The organism is Peribacillus sp. NPDC096448 (genome assembly GCF_044762675.1).
GTDB lineage: Bacteria > Bacillota > Bacilli > Bacillales > DSM-1321 > Peribacillus > Peribacillus frigoritolerans_B.
Window position 1 is genome coordinate 430,281 of the sequence record NZ_JBIWEU010000003.1, and the last position, 22,389, is coordinate 452,669.

Annotated in this window: 14 protein-coding genes; 1 reads left to right on the plus strand and 13 read right to left on the minus strand. The window is 45.7% G+C overall.

Features of this window, described 5'->3' with window-relative positions; all coding sequences use genetic code 11:
* Positions 1-584: 584 nt before the first annotated feature.
* The 13 genes from pdxR to ACIQ0C_RS08415 all read right to left on the minus strand — a co-directional run bounded on the left by pdxR (position 585) and on the right by ACIQ0C_RS08415 (position 21,275).
* Entirely contained in the window at positions 585-2,015 is a 1,431-nt protein-coding gene (pdxR, locus tag ACIQ0C_RS08355) for a MocR-like pyridoxine biosynthesis transcription factor PdxR (protein ID WP_403058937.1), read from the minus strand.
* A 192-nt stretch (positions 2,016-2,207) separates the two neighbouring features.
* Positions 2,208-3,776, minus strand: coding sequence for a SagB family peptide dehydrogenase (locus ACIQ0C_RS08360; RefSeq protein ID WP_403058939.1), 1,569 nt, complete (start codon positions 3,774-3,776; stop codon positions 2,208-2,210).
* A gap of 23 nt (positions 3,777-3,799) precedes the next feature.
* On the minus strand, positions 3,800-5,743 hold the full coding sequence (locus ACIQ0C_RS08365; RefSeq protein WP_403058941.1) for a TOMM precursor leader peptide-binding protein: 1,944 nt from the start codon (positions 5,741-5,743) through the stop codon (positions 3,800-3,802).
* The gene (locus ACIQ0C_RS08370; RefSeq protein WP_403058943.1) at positions 5,740-7,683 is read right to left on the minus strand and encodes a putative thiazole-containing bacteriocin maturation protein; all 1,944 of its coding nucleotides are present in this window, start codon (positions 7,681-7,683) and stop codon (positions 5,740-5,742) included. The genes ACIQ0C_RS08365 and ACIQ0C_RS08370 overlap by 4 nt, the downstream gene beginning before the upstream one ends.
* Positions 7,684-7,835: 152 nt before the next feature.
* Complete coding sequence (locus ACIQ0C_RS08375) at positions 7,836-8,084, minus strand: heterocycloanthracin/sonorensin family bacteriocin (protein ID WP_403058945.1); 249 nt, start codon at positions 8,082-8,084, stop codon at positions 7,836-7,838.
* Between the two features lie 292 nt (positions 8,085-8,376).
* Entirely contained in the window at positions 8,377-9,672 is a 1,296-nt protein-coding gene (locus ACIQ0C_RS08380) for a uracil/xanthine transporter (RefSeq protein WP_402838416.1), read from the minus strand.
* A gap of 406 nt (positions 9,673-10,078) precedes the next feature.
* Positions 10,079-11,326, minus strand: coding sequence for an amidohydrolase (locus tag ACIQ0C_RS08385; protein ID WP_403058947.1), 1,248 nt, complete (start codon positions 11,324-11,326; stop codon positions 10,079-10,081).
* Between the two features lie 28 nt (positions 11,327-11,354).
* Entirely contained in the window at positions 11,355-12,605 is a 1,251-nt protein-coding gene (locus tag ACIQ0C_RS08390; RefSeq protein ID WP_403058949.1) for an amidohydrolase family protein, read from the minus strand.
* A 24-nt stretch (positions 12,606-12,629) separates the two neighbouring features.
* On the minus strand, positions 12,630-13,877 hold the full coding sequence (locus tag ACIQ0C_RS08395) for an amidohydrolase family protein (RefSeq protein ID WP_403058951.1): 1,248 nt from the start codon (positions 13,875-13,877) through the stop codon (positions 12,630-12,632).
* Positions 13,878-14,976: 1,099 nt separating this feature from the next.
* Entirely contained in the window at positions 14,977-16,542 is a 1,566-nt protein-coding gene (locus ACIQ0C_RS08400; protein WP_403058953.1) for a glutathione ABC transporter substrate-binding protein, read from the minus strand.
* A 100-nt stretch (positions 16,543-16,642) separates the two neighbouring features.
* On the minus strand, positions 16,643-18,142 hold the full coding sequence (locus tag ACIQ0C_RS08405) for an amidohydrolase family protein (protein WP_403058955.1): 1,500 nt from the start codon (positions 18,140-18,142) through the stop codon (positions 16,643-16,645).
* Position 18,143: 1 nt separating this feature from the next.
* Entirely contained in the window at positions 18,144-19,652 is a 1,509-nt protein-coding gene (locus ACIQ0C_RS08410; protein ID WP_403058957.1) for an amidohydrolase family protein, read from the minus strand.
* Positions 19,653-19,718: 66 nt separating this feature from the next.
* Positions 19,719-21,275: a glutathione ABC transporter substrate-binding protein gene (locus ACIQ0C_RS08415; protein WP_403058959.1), complete on the minus strand. Its 1,557-nt coding sequence runs from the start codon at positions 21,273-21,275 to the stop codon at positions 19,719-19,721.
* 210 nt (positions 21,276-21,485) lie between these two features.
* On the opposite strand from ACIQ0C_RS08415, the gene nikC reads away from it, so the two are divergent.
* Positions 21,486-22,388 (plus strand): nickel transporter permease, encoded by a 903-nt coding sequence (gene nikC, locus ACIQ0C_RS08420; RefSeq protein WP_403058961.1) that lies wholly within the window; start codon positions 21,486-21,488, stop codon positions 22,386-22,388.
* The last annotated feature ends 1 nt before the right edge of the window (position 22,389 follow it).

Genomic DNA, 22,389 nt, shown 5'->3' on the forward strand with positions numbered 1-22,389 from the left:
TCATATACATAGAAAAACGCAAAGCGCCACTGAAGAAATCGCTAAGATACGGCGGATTGCAGGAACTCACGCCTAACTTGCTTTCTCGAAAAAGACAAAAAAAGAATCATCACTTTGTCATGATTCCAGCTAGTAGACAACAGGGGTTCGAAACGTAACTTTCACCAAATGATGTTCCTGAAACAACTGACCCAATACGAGTGCATGTAGCGGAAATCAAAGTCTATTTTGTACAAGCCATAAATAACTGTAGGCGACTCCATTATTGTCGAGTTTATCTACAGTCTTATGATGCCGATGATGGCACATTCCTTTTGTCGACAAAAGAGGTTCCATCTAAATGTTAAAACAAAGTTGATTGGAACGGAAGGTACGAGACTCCTGCGGGAAAAGCGCGTCGAAGGGAGACCCCGCAGGCGCTTGCGCCGAGGAGGCTCCCGGACCGCCCGCGGAAAGCGAGTGCCTGGAGTGGAAATCAACGTCTAAATTGCACAAAAAAAACTGCAGGCAAACTGCTATTTCATCAAGTTTGTCTACAGTCTGGAAACATGATGACTCTCTCTCGTGAGTATCCGAGCATATGATTATAAACTTTTTACAGCCTCTGCAAACCTTTTGATGCCTTCGTGAATGGAATCCTCATTTTCCCTTCCAAAAGTAAAGCGTACGTATTCCTTATTTGTACCTAGCGTTGAACCCGGGACATATATGACTCCTCTTTTGATGGATTCCTCCAGTAACTTTATTTCGTTCAATGGCACTTTCAGCCTACACCACAAATGAATTCCGCCATTTGGCGAATAATAATCCACTTTTTTTGGCAGGAATTGTTGAAGACTCGAAACCATTGCATCCCTTCTTTTTTTCAGATGCCTCCTTAAGCCGGCAATATGGGCAGGAAAATACTCTGAATCCAAAAAATCGTTTGCTATCCATTGAGTGAATGAACCATGACCGAAGTCAACCTGCTGCTTAGCATCCGATAGTCTATCTATGACTGATTTCGGTCCTATAATCCACCCAATTCTTAAACCGGAAGCAACGATTTTTGACAAAGAGCTTATATATAAAACATTTCCGTTGTTGTCCATCGATTTAAGAGTGGAAATTTCTTCCCCGGCAAAGGAAGTTAAACTATAAGGATCGTCTTCTATGACCGGGATTCCATATTCGGATGAAAGCTCAAGAATCCTTTTACGGCGGTTGATATGAAGGACAGTTCCTGTAGGATTTTGAAATATAGGGTTCAAAAAAATCATCCTGATCCGGTGTTTTTTATGGAGTTCCAGTAAATCCTCTGGGTTGATGCCGTCTTTATCAACCGGCAAAGGAAAAATCCTTAGCCCCGCGGATTGAAAGATGGGAAGGTTGTAACTATATGATGGATCTTCCAATACAACGGCATCCCCTGGCTTTAACAAGCATTGGACCACCAGATGCAGGGCTTGCTGTGCACCAGAAGTAATGAGTATAGAAGATGGATCCGTTTTAATTCTCCTATACTGTTTAACATGATCGGTTATCGTTTCCCTTAAAACCGCATTGCCTTGAGGGTGATCATAACCTAAGCTGCCAATGAAGGACCTATTGGAAATGATTTCACGCAAGGATTGGACTGGAAATAAGTCTTCTGAAAGCTCCCCACTGGCAAAGTTAATAAGGTTATGCCCTTCCGTCTCTTTACGTATTCTTTGGGTTACTGGCATATTGGGCAAAAAAGAACCCGCCTCGATATATCTATTCCAACTAGGGATACGTTTTCGGGTAATTCCCCAAATATCCTTGCTGATCATCGTTCCGCTTCCTTTTTTTCGTTCAACCAGCCCATTTGCTTCCAATTCATCATAAGCCGCAACAACTGTGCTTCTGTTAACTCCCAGTTCACTTGCCAAGAAGCGTTCAGACGGTAACGGCTTATCCAATAGGAATGTTCCATCAGCAATGCCACTCTCGATGTAAGCTGCTATTTGTTTATATAGAGGCTTCTTGGATTTTCTGTCAGTTTTCCATTCCATAAGCTACATCCTTTAAAATGTTTAGATAAAAGCGTACTGCATCAATAACTTTATATACTTATTCATTCCCAAAAGCAGTAAAACCTTTTTTTCAGTATAATCTTCAGCAGAGATTATTGCACTCTGCCATACTACAAAATAAAAACGAAAGCGTCCATCTCAAATGAAATGGAGGCTTTCGTTTCATCTTCTTCAACTATGCAGACTCCCCTTCAGCCAAGGGCGATTCAGATAGTGTCCGATCGGGATCTGGATCAGGCTCGTTTTCCTTTGCGGACCGTCCATCTTATAAAGTTCATCACACATATTCACATCAAAGCCGAGCAGCGGGTGCCCGTTCATTCCGAGGGCTGACGACGCCAGCAGTAATTTCTGAACGAGCATCCCTGCCTCCATTTGCTGGATCCGGTATCCTCTATATCCAAGTTGCGTTTTGGAATGATCCCGCTCACCAACTACATGTATGCAGATCGGCACTTGCTGAAAATTCATGATATCGAGGGACATTCCGTATTGCAATAGGAGCCGATGATCTCCTGGTTGTATCTGTCGTAAGGAATGTGTCGTGCTGTCATAATGGTATGCACCATCTTGTATATCTTCCACATTATATAAACAAGCATAGAGGGAAACGCGATTTTCGTTGTTCTCGTTTGTTCCATCCAAGTCATTTCGATAGGAGAACGAAGCGGTAGCCTCCTGCAGGAGAGCGGCAAGTTGCGATTGACTGACTTTCCCGAGTACGAAGTCCATTTCAGGTGAAAATCGCTTTCGGCAAACTGATGCCAAGTCATAGGACAACCGCTTCACGATAGGAAGGGCTACAATTTTCCCTTCGGATTCCGCCCCATCCTTTGGATGGATCCGCCGGAATGATTGGGTGGATTCGATCATCGATGCTTCATTCATTTTGATTAGCATCGGAAATTCCCTGATCCTCTGCGACCGAACATAGTGTTCAGGCTGAATCCCCTTCAATTCCAGCAATAATTCCGTCGAAGTGACAGGTCGGTCCATACTCCTTTCTTCCCTAAATCTACAAGTAGGTTCTGCCGATAAGGGGATCGCCGCATACGTGCTCTCTTCCTCTTCCGAAAGCCCGAGCAGATGATTGATGGCCCGATCAAGGAATTGGAAACACACCCCGGCAGCGATTCCAAAGCGTTTCGCCACTTCGAGCAACTGTCCAAGAAGCACGCCTGCATCAAGTCCTTGAAGACGGTATGAAAAGTTATTATATTTGTAGAAGTTTTTCCAAAACATCGTCGATACAAAAACCGTGCCGAAGCATGCGGACATATCAATGGTTCCACCAAGAGCCTTTGTTACATATGAATCAAAATTCCCTTCCCTCAGCAAAACCAACCGGTGGTGTGCCGCATCATAATGGTATACGCCAGCAGGTATTTCCTCCATCTTCAAGTATACGTACAATTCGCTTGGATACAAAGCTCCCCCTGAAGGTGGAAAACGCCGGAATGACTGCATGAGGTCCTCTGATTCCGAGGATCTCGGTACCTGACTGACTTGGGTCAGGCCATATGCATACCAGAGGAAATGACCGATTCCTTTGAGGTCCTGCTTTGATGGCCCGCTCTCTCCCTCGAGCGTCAGCGGCACCTCCAGTGATAGTGGAAATACAGGCAAGTCACGGTAAAGCTTATACGTCAGCGGCGCATCATCCCAATCCACTTCCCAATCCGGCGGACTTGCCTTTTCGATATCAAAATGTAAATTGTGCAAAAATGCCTCTAGACTCATCCTCCAACCTCCTACGTCACCGCTTATGGAAAAGGATGCGGATGCGGATTGAGCTGTTCGAAATCAAGCGGCCGTTCAGCATATCCAAGTTCCATCGGAACCCTCAGTATTCTCTCAAGCCCCGTTATGCGGGTAAGATGATGGCCGAATGTCATCGGCAGCATCCCTGGGATCAGCACTTTCACGCAATGTAATCCATTCCGTGCTATTTCCGGTGTCGTCTGATCCACCACAATCACCTCGAGTTGCAATCGGCGAAACTCCTGAAGGATTTCCTGCAAATCTTCCGTCAAGTCCGAATGGTTCACCTTTTCCCCGTATTCTTCAGCGAATGTTCGCATCGGGCGGTCATCATCCAGCAGAAACCGCAGTCGCTCTTCGGCTTGCGGTAAACCGTACAGCATGCCATGATCATCCATTTTCCGTACCAGTGAGGAATCATGCAGCATTTTCTCAACCTCATCCCGGTTTTCTTCCAATTTATCGTCAAGTGTCAGCATCATGCCAGCCAACTCGAAGACCGCGCTTTTGACAGCCCGGATCGGGTCCAGATGGGCCCCTGCCGCACAGATGATATTCAATCCTTTTTGTTTCCTGTTTTTCGCCAGCGCCCATACGCTCGGTATACCATGCTCCATCGTCGAATTAAATAAATGGATATCATATCCCGCTGCCGCCCTCGCCCTGTCAATCATCAGCTCAAGTTCTTTGTCATTTGCAGATTTTGGGTCAAGGCGTGTGAGGGGCAGCTGCGCATACCAAGTCAGCAGGAACGAATCACGTTCGATCACTTCCATGATGCCGTAGAAAATGGCCTCCTCCAAGCTTCCTCCTAAAGCGCAGCCATTTGAAGTTTCATAGACAAATCCATGACCGCAGCCCAAGCTGTAATAGGAAAGCAACTCCGGGACCAAGATCGGCCGCTCTTGCAAGAATGAGTGGCCCCACACCCAATCTATCGAGCGGTCAGGATTAAACGGTTGAAACGGGAAATCAGGCTGTGCATAATTTTCCTTCGAGTGCACCCCGATCCTGGTGGGATCGAGCGCAGAATCTTTCAGGTTGTTGTAGCTGTCATGTATGACTGTCCGTTTACCGCGGGGCTCCATTCCGCAATACCTTTCCAATCCCTCCAATATGGCCGTCATCTCACTGACCGCATATGAGAGAGTCCGGCCAGCCGCCCCCTCATCTCCTATGAACAAAGGCAAATTAACACTTACATCGGCAAATGGCGGCACAAGATCTATCATTTTATTGTTCAGGAATCCTGTACGGTGGTCCAAGTAATCCTTGGCCAGCACTTCTTTCAGCTCATCCATTGAACGGGTTCGGTAACTGTCTGGACTGATTTTCGGACTTGGCTGCAGCGAGATCCTAGCACGCTCCTTCGAGTCATCAGGTAATGTTGAGCAAACCGGACACAATGGATCTGGTAAAAATGAGTGCCACGAACCATTCAGCGTGTTCAGGCTGATTAAAGAAACATGCCCTTCCGACCGGGCGCGCTCTCCTTTCATCACCTTCCTTACCTCTGCACAAATCAAGTGGGCCATCTGTAAAAGGCCTGTGCGGGATGCCGCCGCATCACGCTCCAGCCCCCCATTTTCTTCCAGCAGCCGGCGGATTCCCCACATTTCTTTTCGATCACGCCCCGCCATGAGATGCCTTTGGTCCGCACACTGTGAGCAGCCAGAAACACCCGGGCGCACCAGCGGACCTACCACTCCCTCTCCAAATGATACGAACCCCCGCAGCCATGGAATGCCCGCTTGCCCTATTACCTCTTCCGCCTTTACATGGACAGCGGGATTCCAAGCATCTTGCAGCAGAAGGACCATCGCCGTCGTTTGTGGGATTCCTGCCTCGAAATCGGTTTGGCGATTCACCTGATATTGGCCGGACAGGTCCCCATGAACATGGTCGGCCAACACTCCTTCCCCGACAACCAATACGTCAGTTTTCACCCTGATTCCCCCTCTCGCAAAAACACCCCGAACACTCCTGCCATTTCTTCCTTCAAGAGAGGTTCCAGATCTAATTCGAAAACACAGATTCGCTTACTGTTCTTCTTCAAGACTTGAATGGCGGACTGTACCAATTCGGAATTCCCTTTCACCCCGCATGCAGGAATCACAAGATTCATCTTTTCTTTCTCAAGAACAGGCGATGCCACTATACCTGGGGCTGTGAGGCAAACTGTCTGGTTTTGGACTTTCATGACAGCCTTTTGCAACGCGTTCCGTAATGCGATCGTTACATTCAAACCGACAGCGCCGGACCAGCCATCGCTCGTTCCTGCCCAAACTACCGGGAAACCGGACACTTCCTCACCCAGCGCGATGATCGGATCTCCTTGCAGCCGGGTCAGCGCTTGTAAATAATACCTGCAGCGCTCATCTTCCACTTGAGCCAACTGCACCGTCAAAAGTTTCTCCTGGTTGAACCGCTTATTTAAAAACTCTGTATCCAAACTGCTTTGCAATCCACGGCAAACACATTCAGCAAATGTTTCCCCTGCTCCGACCCCGACCGATTCCTTTATTCCGTCTGCTCCCTGAAGCGGCGGAAGAGTCGCAACGAGCTGGCTGAGTGTTCGGGATACATATGCCTCAACTCCTGCAAGACCGGTTTCCCGCCTCGCTTCCTCATGCGTCAGATCTGAACGGATAATTTCGGGCAGGAGTTCGGCCGGACCGGACGACAGCGGATCAACAACCTGAACGCGGCATTGAGCCAACGGCAGCTGTTTTAAATCCCCCTCATCCCATCTATGAAAGATTCCGGATTCCGAGGATGTCAACCGGCTGAAATACATGAACACCTTCCCCGGATCACCTGGGTCCGCTTTCTGTTCAAGCCGCTGTTCAAAATCTTCGATCCAGGCAGCAGCCCCTTTTCCCGTCACCCCTGGGTGGGGAATGAACGGATGCCATTTCCCCTCCAATGTTTCCATATCCAACAGATAAAATTGATTGGCTTGTTCCGCTGTCGTAACGCCTGTAGCCTCTTTGAACCATTCGAATACCATTATATTGGCTAACATCGCCCCGGCTGTGGCGGAAAAGGAAGTCGGTGCCTGATTCTTTTCCAGCTCAGCTTGATGTAAACGATGCCACGCTGACTCCCAGCATCCCTTGGAATCCGGATGGACGAGCGGACCAGCCATGCCAACTTGATTGATGATCAACGCAGGAAACAGGATCTTTTCCCCTTGCCTGCAAACCGAATGAAGTTCTCTTAATTCCTCTATATCACCCTCCTGTGATACATATAATATCGAGTCAAAAGGCTGCACGATTTCCTGCCATTCAATCCCTGCTCCCTTCTTAAGCACAACCTCCTCTATGGTAACCTCGTCGTCCGTCTTACGCGCATGTGCCACAATCTCATTCAATCTTTTTCGATTGGTCGGTAACGTATCCGTAATGAGGATATGGAATTTGGGCAATCCGGATTCGATCAGTGAGGACACCAATGAAAGGAACAATGGTCCAGAGCCTATAGCCAACGCCTTTTTCTTTCGATATGCTTCAAAACGGTGAGCCCCGGAATCACCGCAGCTTTCCAGGAACTCGATTTGCGAAGCATACCTTTCAAGAACTTGTTCCCTTAATTGATGGGGACTATCCTGACTTACATCCCGAACAAACCCATTCCCGTACAAAACCTCGGCGATTTCCATCACCCGGTTCCGGTATGGGCCAGGCAATCCATCGGTCAACTCGCTTAATGTATGGTTCCCGTTGAACATCGGTAATAACTTTTCAATCCACTGAACGATCGAGGTGCCCTCCATACGGAACGAACTTATGTTATTCCTGAAATACACACCTCTGTTTGGTTCCGGAAGAAAAAACGTATCCCTTTTCACTTTCAAACGCATAGAAGGGGTCAAATTCATCATTCCGCTCCTCCTAACCCGATGCATTCTAAGTACTGCTATTAGCACAGCACTTCACTTTAATCCTATGTACGACAATTTGTCTCTTATGTCTAATGCTATAAAGAAAAGTCCCTGCTGCACCGCAGGGACCTTTCTTTAGAAGATCTGAAACCTTAACTGCCGCAACGTCCGCAACGTCCGCAACGACCACACCCTCCGCAGCGTCCACAACGACCACAGCGAAAGCAACCAAAGCAACCAAAGCATAAGAAACAGCCAAAACAACTAAAGCAACCGCCCACACCAATGAATTGTCGAGACGAATCATCCAAATTGTACTGGTTTTGGTCCCATGGAACTGGCTGAGTCACCTGAAAATCATCGACATTCAGATTTTGCAATTGATTTTGAAATTCATACATTTTATATAACCTCCGTTTATTAATTAATAAGGCAATGCTTAGAACTGGAAATCGAAACGAAATGGTCAGGGAATTAACAGCACATCAAATACTCCCTTCAACAAAATATGTAAGGGGATTGGGTATTGCTACTGATTTAAACGCCCATTTCACATTAAAAGACAAATGAAAAAACAGAAAACCGGAAGGTTAACACCTTCCGGTTTTCATGATCGCCTCTTAAATTAAGTCATTAAAAGTCACTTGGCATTTTCGTTTTCCTTTATGTATAGCACTTTTAATCGAAGTCACATTAGTTCTGCAGTTGTTCATAACGATTCCAGTTGACCGATTTTTCCAGCACGATTGATATCAATACCCCCATTATGAGCCCATTCGTCAAAAAGGGCTGTAATAGCGCGGGTAGGTTCGAAAATGCATTAGGCAGGATATTCATCAAACTCACGCCAATCAATACTGGTACGGCAAGCCGGAATATCGTGTCTGAAGTGAAATGCTGACCCCTGACGCTGTTGAAAGCCGTACCGAATAGCTGAAGGTAAGCAACGAACAATACTGCATTCCCGACTGTTATCGGCATCGTGGCCAGGAAAGAGATAAAGGGGGGGATGAGCCCAATCATGGTCAATAACATGCCTCCAAGTAAGAAGGGCTTCCTCTCATATATCTGAGTGCTCTGCAAAAAACCGATGGATGAAGTAAAAGGTGTATACGGAACAAGGCCAAGCAACGGAGAAAAAATGGTAAAACCGCCAGTCATGAATAAAGAATTTCGATACTGCTTGTGTTCAGCTTCATCACCGATCAATTCCGATGCAGCCTGAATGGAAGCGAACGTGTTACACAAATTCAGTAATCCTGCAAAAAAGGAAATCGCTATTATCCCGAATTGAAGGTTTGGAGCACCTAATGGGAAAAATGAAAAAGCGGCACCCGTCGATCCCATTTCCACCCTGGCCTCCGGAAATAGCAGCTCGTAAAAAATCCACCCCACCATAATCCCGATCAATATGGAGAAATTGCTTATGGTCCTTGGTCCTTTTATTTTTAATATACTTACTAGAAGTACGATCCCCACTGACAGGAAACTGACCGGGATGTTAATTTCCCCATTCTCCGTAATCCCCAGCATCCCCTTAAAAAAGACAAAAATGAGCTGGAACGTCAAAAGGAATAAATAAACCGTCATGACCATGGGAGTGAAAATCTTCTGGACATGAGAAATCAGGTTGAAGGCAGAAATAATGATGGTCACGACACCAGCGGCAATGAGGCCAGTAGCAATTCCCCCTCCTATCTCAGCATAACCGAGCCCTATGGATGGTGCAGATAAACCTAAATTCAGCATCACTCCCCACAATAGACCGGAGTGACCTTCCATAAGCGGATACTTATGCCCCTTCCACCCCTGAAACACGCAAGCGATCCCGGTGAAAATGAGCGAGCTTCTCATGGTCATTTCCGTAACATTGGGAGGAAGATCAAAAGCTGCGCCAATCGATATGGGCACAACTACCGTATTTGCAAAAATAAAAAACAACCATTGAAAAGAAGAAAATAGAGTCACAGAAGATCTCCAACTTTTCATAGATTCCATCTCCTTTGAACATGATACTTTTCAAACTCATGATGAATTTAATTATCCTTCCCTAAAAAGGCGATAGGACATCACCATGCTAATAAACGCGGTCCCGGATGGTCTGCTGCCATTGCTGATTTATGTCATATGACCTTTGCAGACGCATGTGATAACGTTACCATTAATAGTAACAAAGACTGTAGCTCCCTGCTAATTTGTTGGCTTGATTAAGGTTGAAAGGCCGGCAAGCAAAAGCGGGACATTTTATAATATAAAGACATGGGAGGGCTAACCAATATAGGCCAAAAAAAATCACTTCCACAGCATATAACATATGTAAATAAAAGTACACGGAAGCCGCCCAAAACGAAAAAGGAAATCCGGAAATATCCAGAAATCCTTTTTTGGTTCAGTCCTACCGTTCAATGGACTGCTTTTGTTTATATAGTGAACCGGAAACCAAGTTCCCCTTGTAAATGACCGCTTTACGTTCAGAACGCCTGGCAACTGCCTCTGCAGAACAGCTTGCGTCAATTAACACCAGACTTGCGGCATCTCCAACTTTCGGCCATACTTGGTTACCCTTTTCATCCAATGGGGTTTTTCCGCCAGTTATATACCCGAGTGTTCGGGAAAGCGAGACTTCGTCAATCCATTTGAAACGTTCTGCGAGCCTTCCTGCCCTCTCCAAGATGTCACCATTCCCAAGAGGTGACCATACATCAAAGATATTATCATTTCCTACTGATACTTCAACCCCTCTTTCATGTAATAAATCTACAGGGGGCATCTGCCTGTTAATCGGGACACTGGTGATGATGGAAATCCCCGCATCCTTAAGAATGTCAGCTAGTTCATAGGCTTCTTCCCTGGATACGTCCCCTATGCCGAACGCATGGCTTAATGCTACCCTGCCTTCCCAGCCCGCTTGCTTGGTCAGAGCTACCAAACGCTTCATGGTGAACGTGCCTAGATGGCCGGGATCATGTAAATGCAAGTCCACATCAGCATTAGCTTCCACTGCTAAATCCATCAATTGTACCAGCGATGCTTCAATATTGTTATCGACTGTTGCTGGATCCACCGCCCCGACGATCCCCGCTCCGTTTCGCAATGCCTCCCTGACAAGCTGGACAGAGCCGGACCGCAACAAACCGTGCTGCGCAAATGCCACTATTTCCGAACTGAGTCTATTGGAATAGCCAGCAAGCGCCTGCTGCACTTGCTCTAAGTTTTGCAATCCCGCTTCCGGATAGATATCAACATGGGTCCGTATATGTGCAGAGCCGGAAGCTAACAGGATTTCCAGTAAAGATTCTGCACGTTTACATGTGTTTGTTGAAATGGAAGGCAGAACCCGCTTCTCATTTTCAAAGCGTTCAATGACACTTGAAGAAGGAGTGCACGCTCTCCAAACATCCCCCATCAGTGTCTTATCAAGATGGACATGCTTTTCAATGAAGGATGGTAACGCCAGCAATCCTTTTGCATCTTCCACTGGTAAATCATCACGGATGGCTTCCCCATCTTTGACAATCTTCGTGATCTTACCGTCCTCCATCAACAGATGAAATAGCCCGGTAATCGTTCCTGTAACTCTTTCATTCTCTTTCCGGTAACCACATTCCAAACGAACATTCTTTAACCAATAGATTGTATTCATGCTCATCATCCCTTCTTGAAATAGATCTTCAATTCGACTTCAAGGCAGATTCACGGTCGAGTCCACCGTAAACCAGATTTCCATCGACCATGACCGCAGCCCGCTTCGATCTCCTGGCAACTGCCTCGGCAGCACATGATGCATCCACAAAAACCATACTTGCTTCATTTCCCACATTCGGCCATAAACGATTACCTTCATGGTCCAATGTCCTGACCCCGCCCGTAATGAATTGGAGCGATTGAGACAACGCATACTCGTCCTTCCAGTTGTACCTCTCGGCCAATCGGCCTGCCTTTTCCAGCATATCCCCAGTACCGAACGGGGACCAGGAGTCATAAAAGCCATCACAACCGAGAGCAACATGGACACCTTTTTCATGAAGTGATTCAATCGGGGGAATGACCCGGTTGATCGGAACTGTAGACATGATCGCTATCCCCAGGTTTGATAATTCACTGGCCACTTCATTTGATTCTCCTCTTGAAACATCACCAAGTGCAAAAGCATGACTGATGGCCGCTCTGTTTTTCCACCCTGCTTCATCAATCAAAGAAGCCAGTTTCTTGATCGTATATAAACCAAGATGACCGGGATCATGTATATGAATATCAATATCCGCATCAAATTCAACAGCCAAATCGACCATTTCATATAGGGATGCTTCTATATTATTATCCACCCCGCCCGGATCCAGGCCGCCCACCAAGGATGCCCCTTCTTTCATCGCTTGTCTCATCAACCCTTTAGAATTCGTTCTTAGCAGTCCATGCTGCGGGAAAGCCACGATCTCGTATGTCATTTTCCCTTTGAAGTCATATAGTGCACGTTGAATCTCTTGCAAGTTCTTCATTCCGATGTATGGATCGATGTTTACATGCGTCCTTACATGCGTTGCCCCGCCGCTTAACAATAATTGAAGCATCCGTTCAGCCCGGAGCCGTCCAGTTTCAGCCAGTTCAGCAAGCTCTTTTGCTTCTAACTTTAAGCGTTCGATTAAATTCGGAACCGGAGTGCATGATTTCCATGGCAGTCCTAAATAAGTCTTGTCAAGATGGTTATGCATTTCTTTAAAAGGAGGAAGTGCAAGCAGCATTCCCGCGTCGTGAACAGGGTCTTCCGTTTTCAAAGGCATACTTGAAGCCAATTGCAAATCCTTTATGATCCCATTTTTTATATACATGTTGTATACAGCTGTCTTCGTCCTATCAATTCGTTCATTCTCAAAAACAAATCCAGTATCAAGCGTAACGTTTGTAAGCCAGTATGCTTCATTCATCGAATCACTCTCTTTAATAGAAGATTAAACACCTGTCGTCTCAAAAGATGAAATAGATCCGCTAACAACATTGCCCCTGAAGATGACAGCGGCACGCTTTGCCCTTCTGGCCACCGCTTCCGCTGAACAGCTGGCTTCAAGCAAAACGATATTCGCCTCATCCCCGACATTAGGCCATGCCTTGATCCCGTCTTGGTTCAATGGGGTCTTTCCCCCTGTTATGAATTGCAGGCTTTTCGCTAAGGAACGTTCATCAATCATGCGAAACCTCTCTGCAAGGCGACCGGCCTTTTCCAGATTGTCCCCGATGCCAAAGGGTGTCCAATGATCAGTGATGCTGTCATTACCCAATTCCACTTTCACCCCTTTTTCATGAAGCAGGGGGATTGGGATCGTTCTGAAGATGGGCACAGTGGATGTAATCGATATTCCTGTTTCCGAAAACCTTTCGGCTATGCCCGTTGCCTCTGGGACTGAAAGATCTGCCAAACCGCTTGCGTGGCTAACCGTTACCCTTCCTTGCCAGCCAGCGTCTTCCGTCAGTGAAGCAAGACGCTGCATGGTGAAGAGTCCAAGGTGATCCGGATCATGTAAATGGACATCGATATCGGAATTGGATTCAACCGCGATATCCATGATCGTTTCAAGTGACCGCTCTATGTTTTCATCAATGGTGGCTGGATCCACGCCCCCTACCAAATTTGCCCCGTTCTTCATGGCCTCCCTTATTAACCCGACGGAATCGCTGCGTAATAGTCCATGCTGTGGGAATGCGACGATTTCATACGTCAATTTATCCTTATATCCTTCCAGTGCCTGAAGGGTGGCTTCTAAGTTTTTAAGTCCAATGACGGGGTCAATGTTGCAATGTGTGCGTATATGGGTAGATCCGAAGTCCAATAATAAATCGAGCATTTTCCCTGCTCTAACTTTAGCGGTAGGCAATAATTCAGGCAGTAAGACCTGCTCTTCCTCTATCCGCGTTTTCACGCCATTAATGGCAGGCATGCAAGCCTTCCACGGACCGCCATAGTACGTTTTATCAATGTGGATATGCATTTCCTTAAACGAAGGGACCATCAGGAGACCGTGAACATCATGCTGCGGATCCTGATCCGTTATCGATTCCTTCGCCGATAAAATGGAGGAAATTTTCTCATTTTCAATCTTGATGTGGTAATTACCGGTTTCAGTGCCGGTGATCGTTTCATTTTCATTATAAGTAAAACCATTTTCCAAGCGGACATTCGTTAGCCAATACGATTGAGACATTAAACTCACCCTTCCATTCCAGATTGAATATGCATCACTTTCATTATAGTTTTAAAGAGCAACAAATAATTTCAGAATTTTTACTCGTTTTTATGTTATTTTTACTTATTGTGCCAAAGAAAAAGGCTCATCCTAATGGATGAACCCTTTCAGACTGTAGACAACTCGGTGAAAACTCAGTTTGCCTGCAGTTTTTTATTTGAAAAATTCAATTGATTTCAGAGATCCGCTCCCTTTCCGCCGACTGTCTGCCAAGCCTCCTCGGCGCAAGCGCCTGTGGGGTCTCGGCCAGCCAGTAATTCGGCAGGAGTGTCGCAAATCTCTTCAATCCAATGTAGATTACAGGAAAAAACCATAAAGAATGGAGCACTTTGTTCGACCCGCTGCACTGTCTTGGGCCGTTGACGCAATTAATCGACCTAAACCACAAAATATTCGGCCTACACCGCACTTTATTCGACCGTTCACGAATTTTTTTCGACCTTCACCTTACTATTCGGACTCCAATCCTCATTTCTGGCTACAGTTATACTTCCTTGGACGCGCTTTTCCCGCAGGGGTCTTGCACACCCGTTCCAATCAACTTTGTTAGAACACTACCATATCTAAGGAATTGAAAATGTTGCTTTGGGTCAGTTGGTCGGGAACATCATTTGATGAAGGTACGTTTTCCCAACCTCTTTCGTCTACAAACTGAAAGGCTTACCCTAATGGAAACCCTTTAAGTCTGTAGACAACTCGATGAAAACTCAGTTTGCCTGCAGTTTTTTATTTAAAAAGTTCAATTGATTTCAGAGATTCGCTCCCTTTCCGCCGACTGTCTGCCAAGCCTCCTCGGCGCAAGCGCCTGTGGGGTCTCGGCCAGCCAGTAATTCGGCAGGAGTGTCGCAAATCTCTTCAATTCAATGTTTCGACCTTCACCTCACTATTCGGACTCCAATCCTCGTTCCAATCAATTTTGTTAGAACATTTAGATAGAAACCATATCTAAGGAATTAAAAATGTTGCTTTGGGTCAGTTGGTTCGGGAGCATCACTTGATGAAAGATACGTTTCCTAAACCCTGGAAGGGCTTACAAATCTTTCTCCTTATCTGCCCATCACTTTATCGTTACGTCATTTATCTCCAGATAACCTGAAGGGCTGATTGAAAACCCTTTTACTTCTTTGGCGACTGCAGCAACATTTTCTATGACCCTAACAGGAATGTACGGGGTGTCACCCATTTCGATTTCCTGTGCCTCCGCGTATAGTTCTTTGCGTTTCCCTTCTTCTTTTTCCTTCCTGGCTTCATCTATTAAACGATCAACTTTTTGATTACTGTAAAAGAATGTGTTACCTGCCGCTCCCTGTGAATCAGTATGAAATAGATTATATTGGTTATAATCAGCATCCCCTGTCGCGTTTCTCCAACTGATGATGAACATTTCCGATTGTCCTTTATTCACTTGTTCCACGAACGAACCGTACTCCATGACCTGTACTTTCAAATTAATTCCGATCCCTTTAAGTTGGGATTGCAGGACCTCAGCCAAGTTGACTCTTTCTTTACTGTCCATTGTCAGGATGGTTGCATCCAAGCCTTTTGAATATCCAGCTTCGGCCATCAGTTTCTTCGCTTCTTTTAAATTGTAATCATAGGCTTCGAGATCTTCGTTGTACCCGAATACTTTAGAGCCCATCAAGGAGTTCGCCTTTACTCCCACATTATTGAAGACACCCTTGATGATCGAGTCCATCTCGATGGCATGGGCGATGGCTTTACGGACCCTTACATCATTGAACGGTTCATTATTGACATTGAACCCTAAATATTCGGTTCCATACCCTTCACTGCGGTAAACATCCATTGCCGGGGATGATTCCACCTGGTCCATGACAGCTACAGGAAGAGGCTCGGCGATATGCGCTTCACCGGTTTCTATCATCGATATCCTCGTGGAGTCTTCCGGTACGACCTTGAAGATGACCTTGTCCACTTTTGGCTCGTCTCCCCAATAGCTGTCGTTTTTCGTCAATGTGATTTCCTGGCCTGGGGACCATGAATCAAAAACGAAAGGACCGGTTCCATTCGGTTCCTGGATAATCTTTTTGCCATACTTTTCAATCGTTTCCGGACTGATGATTCCGCCTTCGTGATTCGCCAATATGGAAAGGAGAGGGGAAAAAGGTTCCTTCAGAATGAATTGCACGGTAAATTCATCAACCGGTTTCACTTCTTTTACCATATCGAATACTACTGCTCTGGGAGAAGCGACCTTCGGATTCAATAGTCGATCAAACGTCTTTTTTACTGCGTCTGCATTAAATGGCGTGCCATCATGAAACTTTACACCTTCCCTAAGCTTGAATTCCCAGGTCGTGTCATTTATTTGCTTCCATTTTTCTGCTAGCATTGGCTGTATCTCACTATTCTCATCCCGTTGTACAAGACCTTCATAGACTTTATGGTGAGTGACGCTAGCGGCGTTAATCGTGGACATGAACTGCTGATCCAAATTCTCGGCGTCGGATAAGCGGGCAATAACCAATGTACCCCCTTCGTTTGATGCTCTGTTCGGATCACTTTCTGTTGTGCTTACGTCATTGTTAGAAGAACAGCCTGTAATGATGATAGCCATGATCATGACTAGAAAAAGCTTTCCTGCCCCACGTTTTAACCCCATGGTCTTCTACCTCCCAATTTCATTTTTTGAATATTTATCTAATTATAGGAAATATTCTGACTATTTTTTTCGAATATCTTTACTATGTTTTTCATTTTCTTTACTTGTTTTCACAAATGGCTTCTGTATCGCTTATCGATTCCACGACCTTGAATGATGGCTTAAACAATTCTTTTTCGGGAAGCTCCTGATAATCCCTTTCCATATATCCTCTTCTCATCTTATTAAAATATTGCTGCCCCTTATATTTGATTTCCGTTAAATCAAGATCGGGGATTATTTGATCCTTCATGACTACCTTTCCATTGATGATCGATAATTTAACGTCCCTCCCAGACCCGCTTACGAACATGGTTCGAATCGGATCATCGATTACCCCCATATGGAAACCGTCCAAGTCAATCGCGATGATATCCGCCTTGGCCCCCGCTGCGATGCGACCCAAATCGTTCCTGCCAAGAAAAGCTGCCGCATCAAGTGTGGCTGACCGAAAGAAATCGGCATAGACAGAGCCTTCCGTTTCTCCTTCCGCCAGCCGTGAGAGCATGCTGCCTGTCCTGACGTTCTGGAACATATCCGGAGGGAATGTGTCCGTTCCAAGGGCTATATTGATCCCAGCCCGTTTATATTTGGCAAAAGACTCTAAAGCCTCCCCATGCCTCCCGATGATCAGCGGGCAATGAATCACCGTTGTATCCGTTTCAGCAAGCAGCGCCAAGTCATCACCCTGTCCGTATTTCGCTTTACTATATCCTGAAATAAAGTGGGCGTGCGGGATCCCTGTTCTTGGACCGAGAAAGCCAAGGTCGTACAAATATCTGATCGGTGTAACATGATGGGCTTCCCAGATGGTGTTGAATTCAAAACTTCCTTGTGCAGCATGAAGCTTTATGGGTACATCCAATTTTTCACTATAATATTTAATCTGTTTTAATTGATCTGCCGTTTGGGACTCTATACGTTCTGGAGCAAGCATCCCTCTAACCATGCCTTCATGGGCTCCATCGAATTTTTCTACAAACTCGACCGCTTTCCGTAACCCCGCTTCACCAGCTTTTTCATCCCAATGCAGTTTAATTTCCCCGTTTGGCTGGACGGCTCTCATTCCTGATTGGAAACTCGGTCCAAGGTAAATCCTTAACCCCAATCCAGCGGCATGTTCTGCCGCAGCTGCCAATTCATCATAGGTTTCAGCCCAGCTTTTATAAAAGACGGAAGTAATGGGCATCGCCGTCGTCACGCCATGAAGTATGAGCTGTGAATAAGCATATAGTGATTTAAAAGCTTCTTCTTCCTCGGTCATTAATTCAGAATGTCCGCTTTTGATATAATTCTCTGACCAAAGAAGGTTTTTCTGTCTGTCGGCACCGGCTTCAAAATGTAAAATATCATGGTCAATGTCCCCTAATGCATTTAAATCTATGAAACCGGGACTGATAATCGCGTTACCGGCATCCATTACCTCGTCCACTTCTTCTGGATAATTTTTTCCAACATACAAAATCGTGTCTTTTTCATAAACGATCTCGGCGTTTTCCAAAATGACATGATCGCACCCATCATACCCAATTACATATCTTCCTTTAAGTTTGGTTTTCATCTTATTCCCCTTTCCCCATCACGGCAGTGTCTTCGCGTTCGTCATATCGCTTTTCATCTACATATGCCCTGGCATGGCCCCAGAAATATTTCGTCGGTTGCATATATTTTTCGAGCCCCGCACGCTTTATCGTTGAAAAGGCCTCCTCATTCGCTTCGTCCAGAACTGTACTTTCATGGACCGTCTGTACATTCCTCCCTTCCATGATCAATTTCCCATCCACGATGACATGCTCCACATCATTCGCCACTGCTTGAAATACAAGCCTGTGAACATGCATGAATTCAGGGGTCAGATGAGGCTGATGCAGGTTGACCGTAATGACATCCGCTTTTTTCCCGATTTCAAGGGAGCCTATTTCATCATCCCAGCCAATGCATTTCGCAGCATCTATCGTGATCATTTCCAACAGCTTGCCTGGCGGTAAATAATAGTAGTCCCTAAGGGCGGCCTGGTGAACAAACTGTGTTTTCCTCATTGCCTGAAACATATCGAAACTTGTGGAAGGGGAAGTCCCATCCGTGGAGATTGCCACAGTTGCCCCCATCTCCAATAATTCAGTTATCGGGGTACGGGCATGAACCTGGCCAAATCCAGGTGATGCACTGACGTTGGTACCTGTTTCTGCAAGTATTCTTGCCTCATCGAAGGAAATGCCCCGACAGTGCTGTAAATGGACATCCGGTCCCAAGAGGGCATTTTCCTTATCCTGTATCGCTAAATGAATCATCCCGCCAAAGGCATCAGAGTGAATGCGTGTATTATACTTCCTGGCAATCTCCCTTATTTTCTTCGCTTGATAAAGGTCATGGTCATTCAGCCCATAAAGCCTGTCAGGAGATGTGGGATTGGAGGGATCCACTGATGTAACGATGACAAATGGTGTAATGAAGGCTCTCGTGCGGTCCTCATTTGCATGGTTCAGCGCCTCGATTACAGCTTCCGCCCCCTGTAATACTTCTTCATAGGAAACTTCCTTTACCACTCTCTTTCCATCGATCCACCGGCTGAATGAATGGGGCCATGGAGGATTGCAAGGACCCGTGCATACCACTTCCCTGATTCCAACCTCGGCGTATGCTTTTGCATGATTGATGGCGAAAATCGGTTCATCGGACCGCGGCATGGATCCTAATACGCTCACCCCAGTCGTCACGCCAGCCTTTAATCTCTCAAGGGAGGATAGCTTTCCTTCGTAATACCAAAAGTCATCTGTAACAAAATGCTTGTACGCATTCGTCATGATGGGCATCCAAAAATCAATATTCTCCATTGCGATCGTTTTGAACATGGAATGCCCCCCATGCCCATGAACATCTATCAATCCAGGCAATATGCATTGATGGCTGCAATCGATGACTTTTACAGCCTCATACTTCCATTTCAGTTTTTCGGTCGAATCTACGGCTAAAATCCTTCCTTGATGTATGGCGACGGCGCCATCGGGCAGAATTCTCCTGTTTTGATCCATGGTAATGACGGTCCCATGGATTAGCAGTATATCTATCATAATTTCCCCTCCTAATTGAGAAGACAGCATAACATCCTTATGCTGCCTTCCTTTTGTGATGAATTCCTACTTCACGGTTACATCATCAAGCATTAAATAATTTGCCGGATTCAGCCAAAGTCCTTTAACCGTCCCGCCATATACGGCCAAGTGTTCATAGTTACGGATAGGAACATATGGAACTTCTTCTCTTTCAATTGCTTGTGCCTTCGAATATAGCTCCTTACGTTTATCGCCATCCGATTCTTTGCGTGCACTTTCAATCAATTTATCCACTTCCGGGTTGCTATAGAATGAACTATTTCCCGCAGCACCTTGGGATTTGCTATTGAAAAGATTGAATTGATTATAATCTCCATCCCCGGTAGCGTTGCCCCAGCCGCCTATCGATACCTGGTGCTCGCCCTTGGCTGTCGCGTCAATGTAAGCCCCATACTCAAGGACTTGAATCTTGACCTTAATTCCAATTCCTTTTAACTGGGATTGAATCACCTCGGCCATATTGATCCTTTCCTTACGGTCACTCGTCGTCAGTGTAAACTCCAAACCATCCTTGACCCCCGCTTCAGTCAAGAGCTTCTTCGATTCATTAATATCATAGTCGTAGCCCTTTATATCCGGATCATAACCAAACACCTTTGGGCTCATTGTTGAATTCGCCCTCGTACCGACGTCGTTATAAACCCCTTTGATAATGGAATCGACCTCGATGGCATGAGCGACCGCCTTACGGACCCTTACATCATCAAATGGTTTTTTCTTAACATTGAAGCTTAAGTATTCAACGGCAAGTCCTTCCGTGCGATATAAATCCATCGTGCCCGACGCTTCGATCCGATCAATCTCCGTCACCGGCACTTGATCGGTCACATGCGCTTCACCCGTTTCAATCATCGCAATCCTCGTGGCATCTTCAGGGACAACCTTGAATACCACCCCATCTATCTTAGGCTTATCCCCCCAATAGTCCTTGTTTTTCGAAAGTGCGATTTCTTCGCCAGGTTTCCAAGATTTAAAAACGAATGGCCCTGTCCCAACGGGGTTTTGACCCAGTTTGTCACTATTTTCCTTAATGGCCTTAGGGCTGATGATGCTTCCTTCATTACTTACCAAAATCGATAACAGCGGAGCATAAGGATATTTCAGCTTGAATTGTACGGTCGTTTCGTCAATCACTTTAATTTCTTTGATCATTTCCAATTTACCAGCCTGCGGCGAAGCTATTGCCGGATCCAGTATCCTTTCGAAATTGGTTTTCACCGCTTCGGCATTGAATGGAGCTCCATCATGGAATTTGACTCCCTCCTGCAATTTAAACTCCCAAGTGACATCATCCAGTTGTTTCCACTCTTTTGCGAGCAGCGGTTTAGGATTCATGTTTTTGTCAGGAACGACCAATGTTTGATAAACCTTTTCATAAACAACGTTTGCAGATGGAATGTCTGTTATGAAATGGGGATCAAGGGTGGTCGCGTCAGATAATCGCGCAACGACCAGCGTACCTCCTTCTTTCGCTTTTTCTACTGTTTCCTTACTGCCGGTTTCCTCTGTTGCACACCCTGATAAAACGGATGAGATGCCTAATAAAGAAGCAAAAAGCAACCCAATCATACCTTTTCTCATTCTATTTCCTCCCTTTTCAACCTGCCTTTGTTTCTCCAAGTAACTTACAGCTATGAGTACATCGGGCTTACTGTAAATTATAAAAAAAAACCGAATTTTATATTTTCAGAATCTTTACTCATTTTTTAATTATCTTTACTGCTTTTCCGCATCATATTTACTTCAATACCTTTTTTGAATAAATTGAATGAAAGAAAAGGAGGAAGTCCAATGAAGCCAGAGGTCGTCATTAATAATACCGAATTGAATGTAAAGGAAAGAAAATCTCCGAAACTAAGACACTGGAAAGCCTTTTATAAAAAATTCAAGCGAAATAAATTGGCATTGGTAGGCGGGTACATCGTACTTTTTTATATTTTATTGGCTATCTTTGCACCTTTGATCTCACCTCAGCATCCCTATGAAATTGATTTGGTCAATAAACTCCAGCCTCCGTCAGCCGAACATTGGATGGGTACGGATGATAAGGGAAGGGATATTTTAAGCAGATTATTATATGGAACACGGCTTTCATTAACGGTTGGGTTTGTCTCTGTATTCTTCGGGGCGTTCATTGGCATACTCCTCGGGTTAACAGCTGGTTATTACGGAAAATGGATCGATACCGTCATTATGAGGATTGTCGATGTTCTGCTGGCTTTCCCGGGAATACTGCTTGCTCTTGCCATCATTAGTGCCCTTGGTCCAAGTTTAATCAATGTAATGGTAGCGGTCGGCGTCTTTTCGATACCGATGTTTGCCCGGATTGTACGCGGTTCCACATTGTCAGTCAGGAAGCTGGAATATATCGATGCCATTCGTGCATTGGGAGCGACTGACTTCACGATCATATGCAAACATATTTTTCCGAATATTCTATCACCCGTCATCGTTCAAGCTACATTACGCCTGGCAACGGCCATTCTGTCGGCAGCCGGATTGTCATTCCTGGGACTGGGAGCCCAGCCGCCCTCACCAGAATGGGGAGCGATGCTGAGCAGCGGCCGGGATTATTTGTTCAGCGCCCCGCACATCGCTTTGTTTCCGGGAATAGCGATATCAACACTGGTACTTGGTTTCAACATCTTCGGGGATGGACTTAGAGATGCCCTGGATCCAAGAATGAAAAAATAAG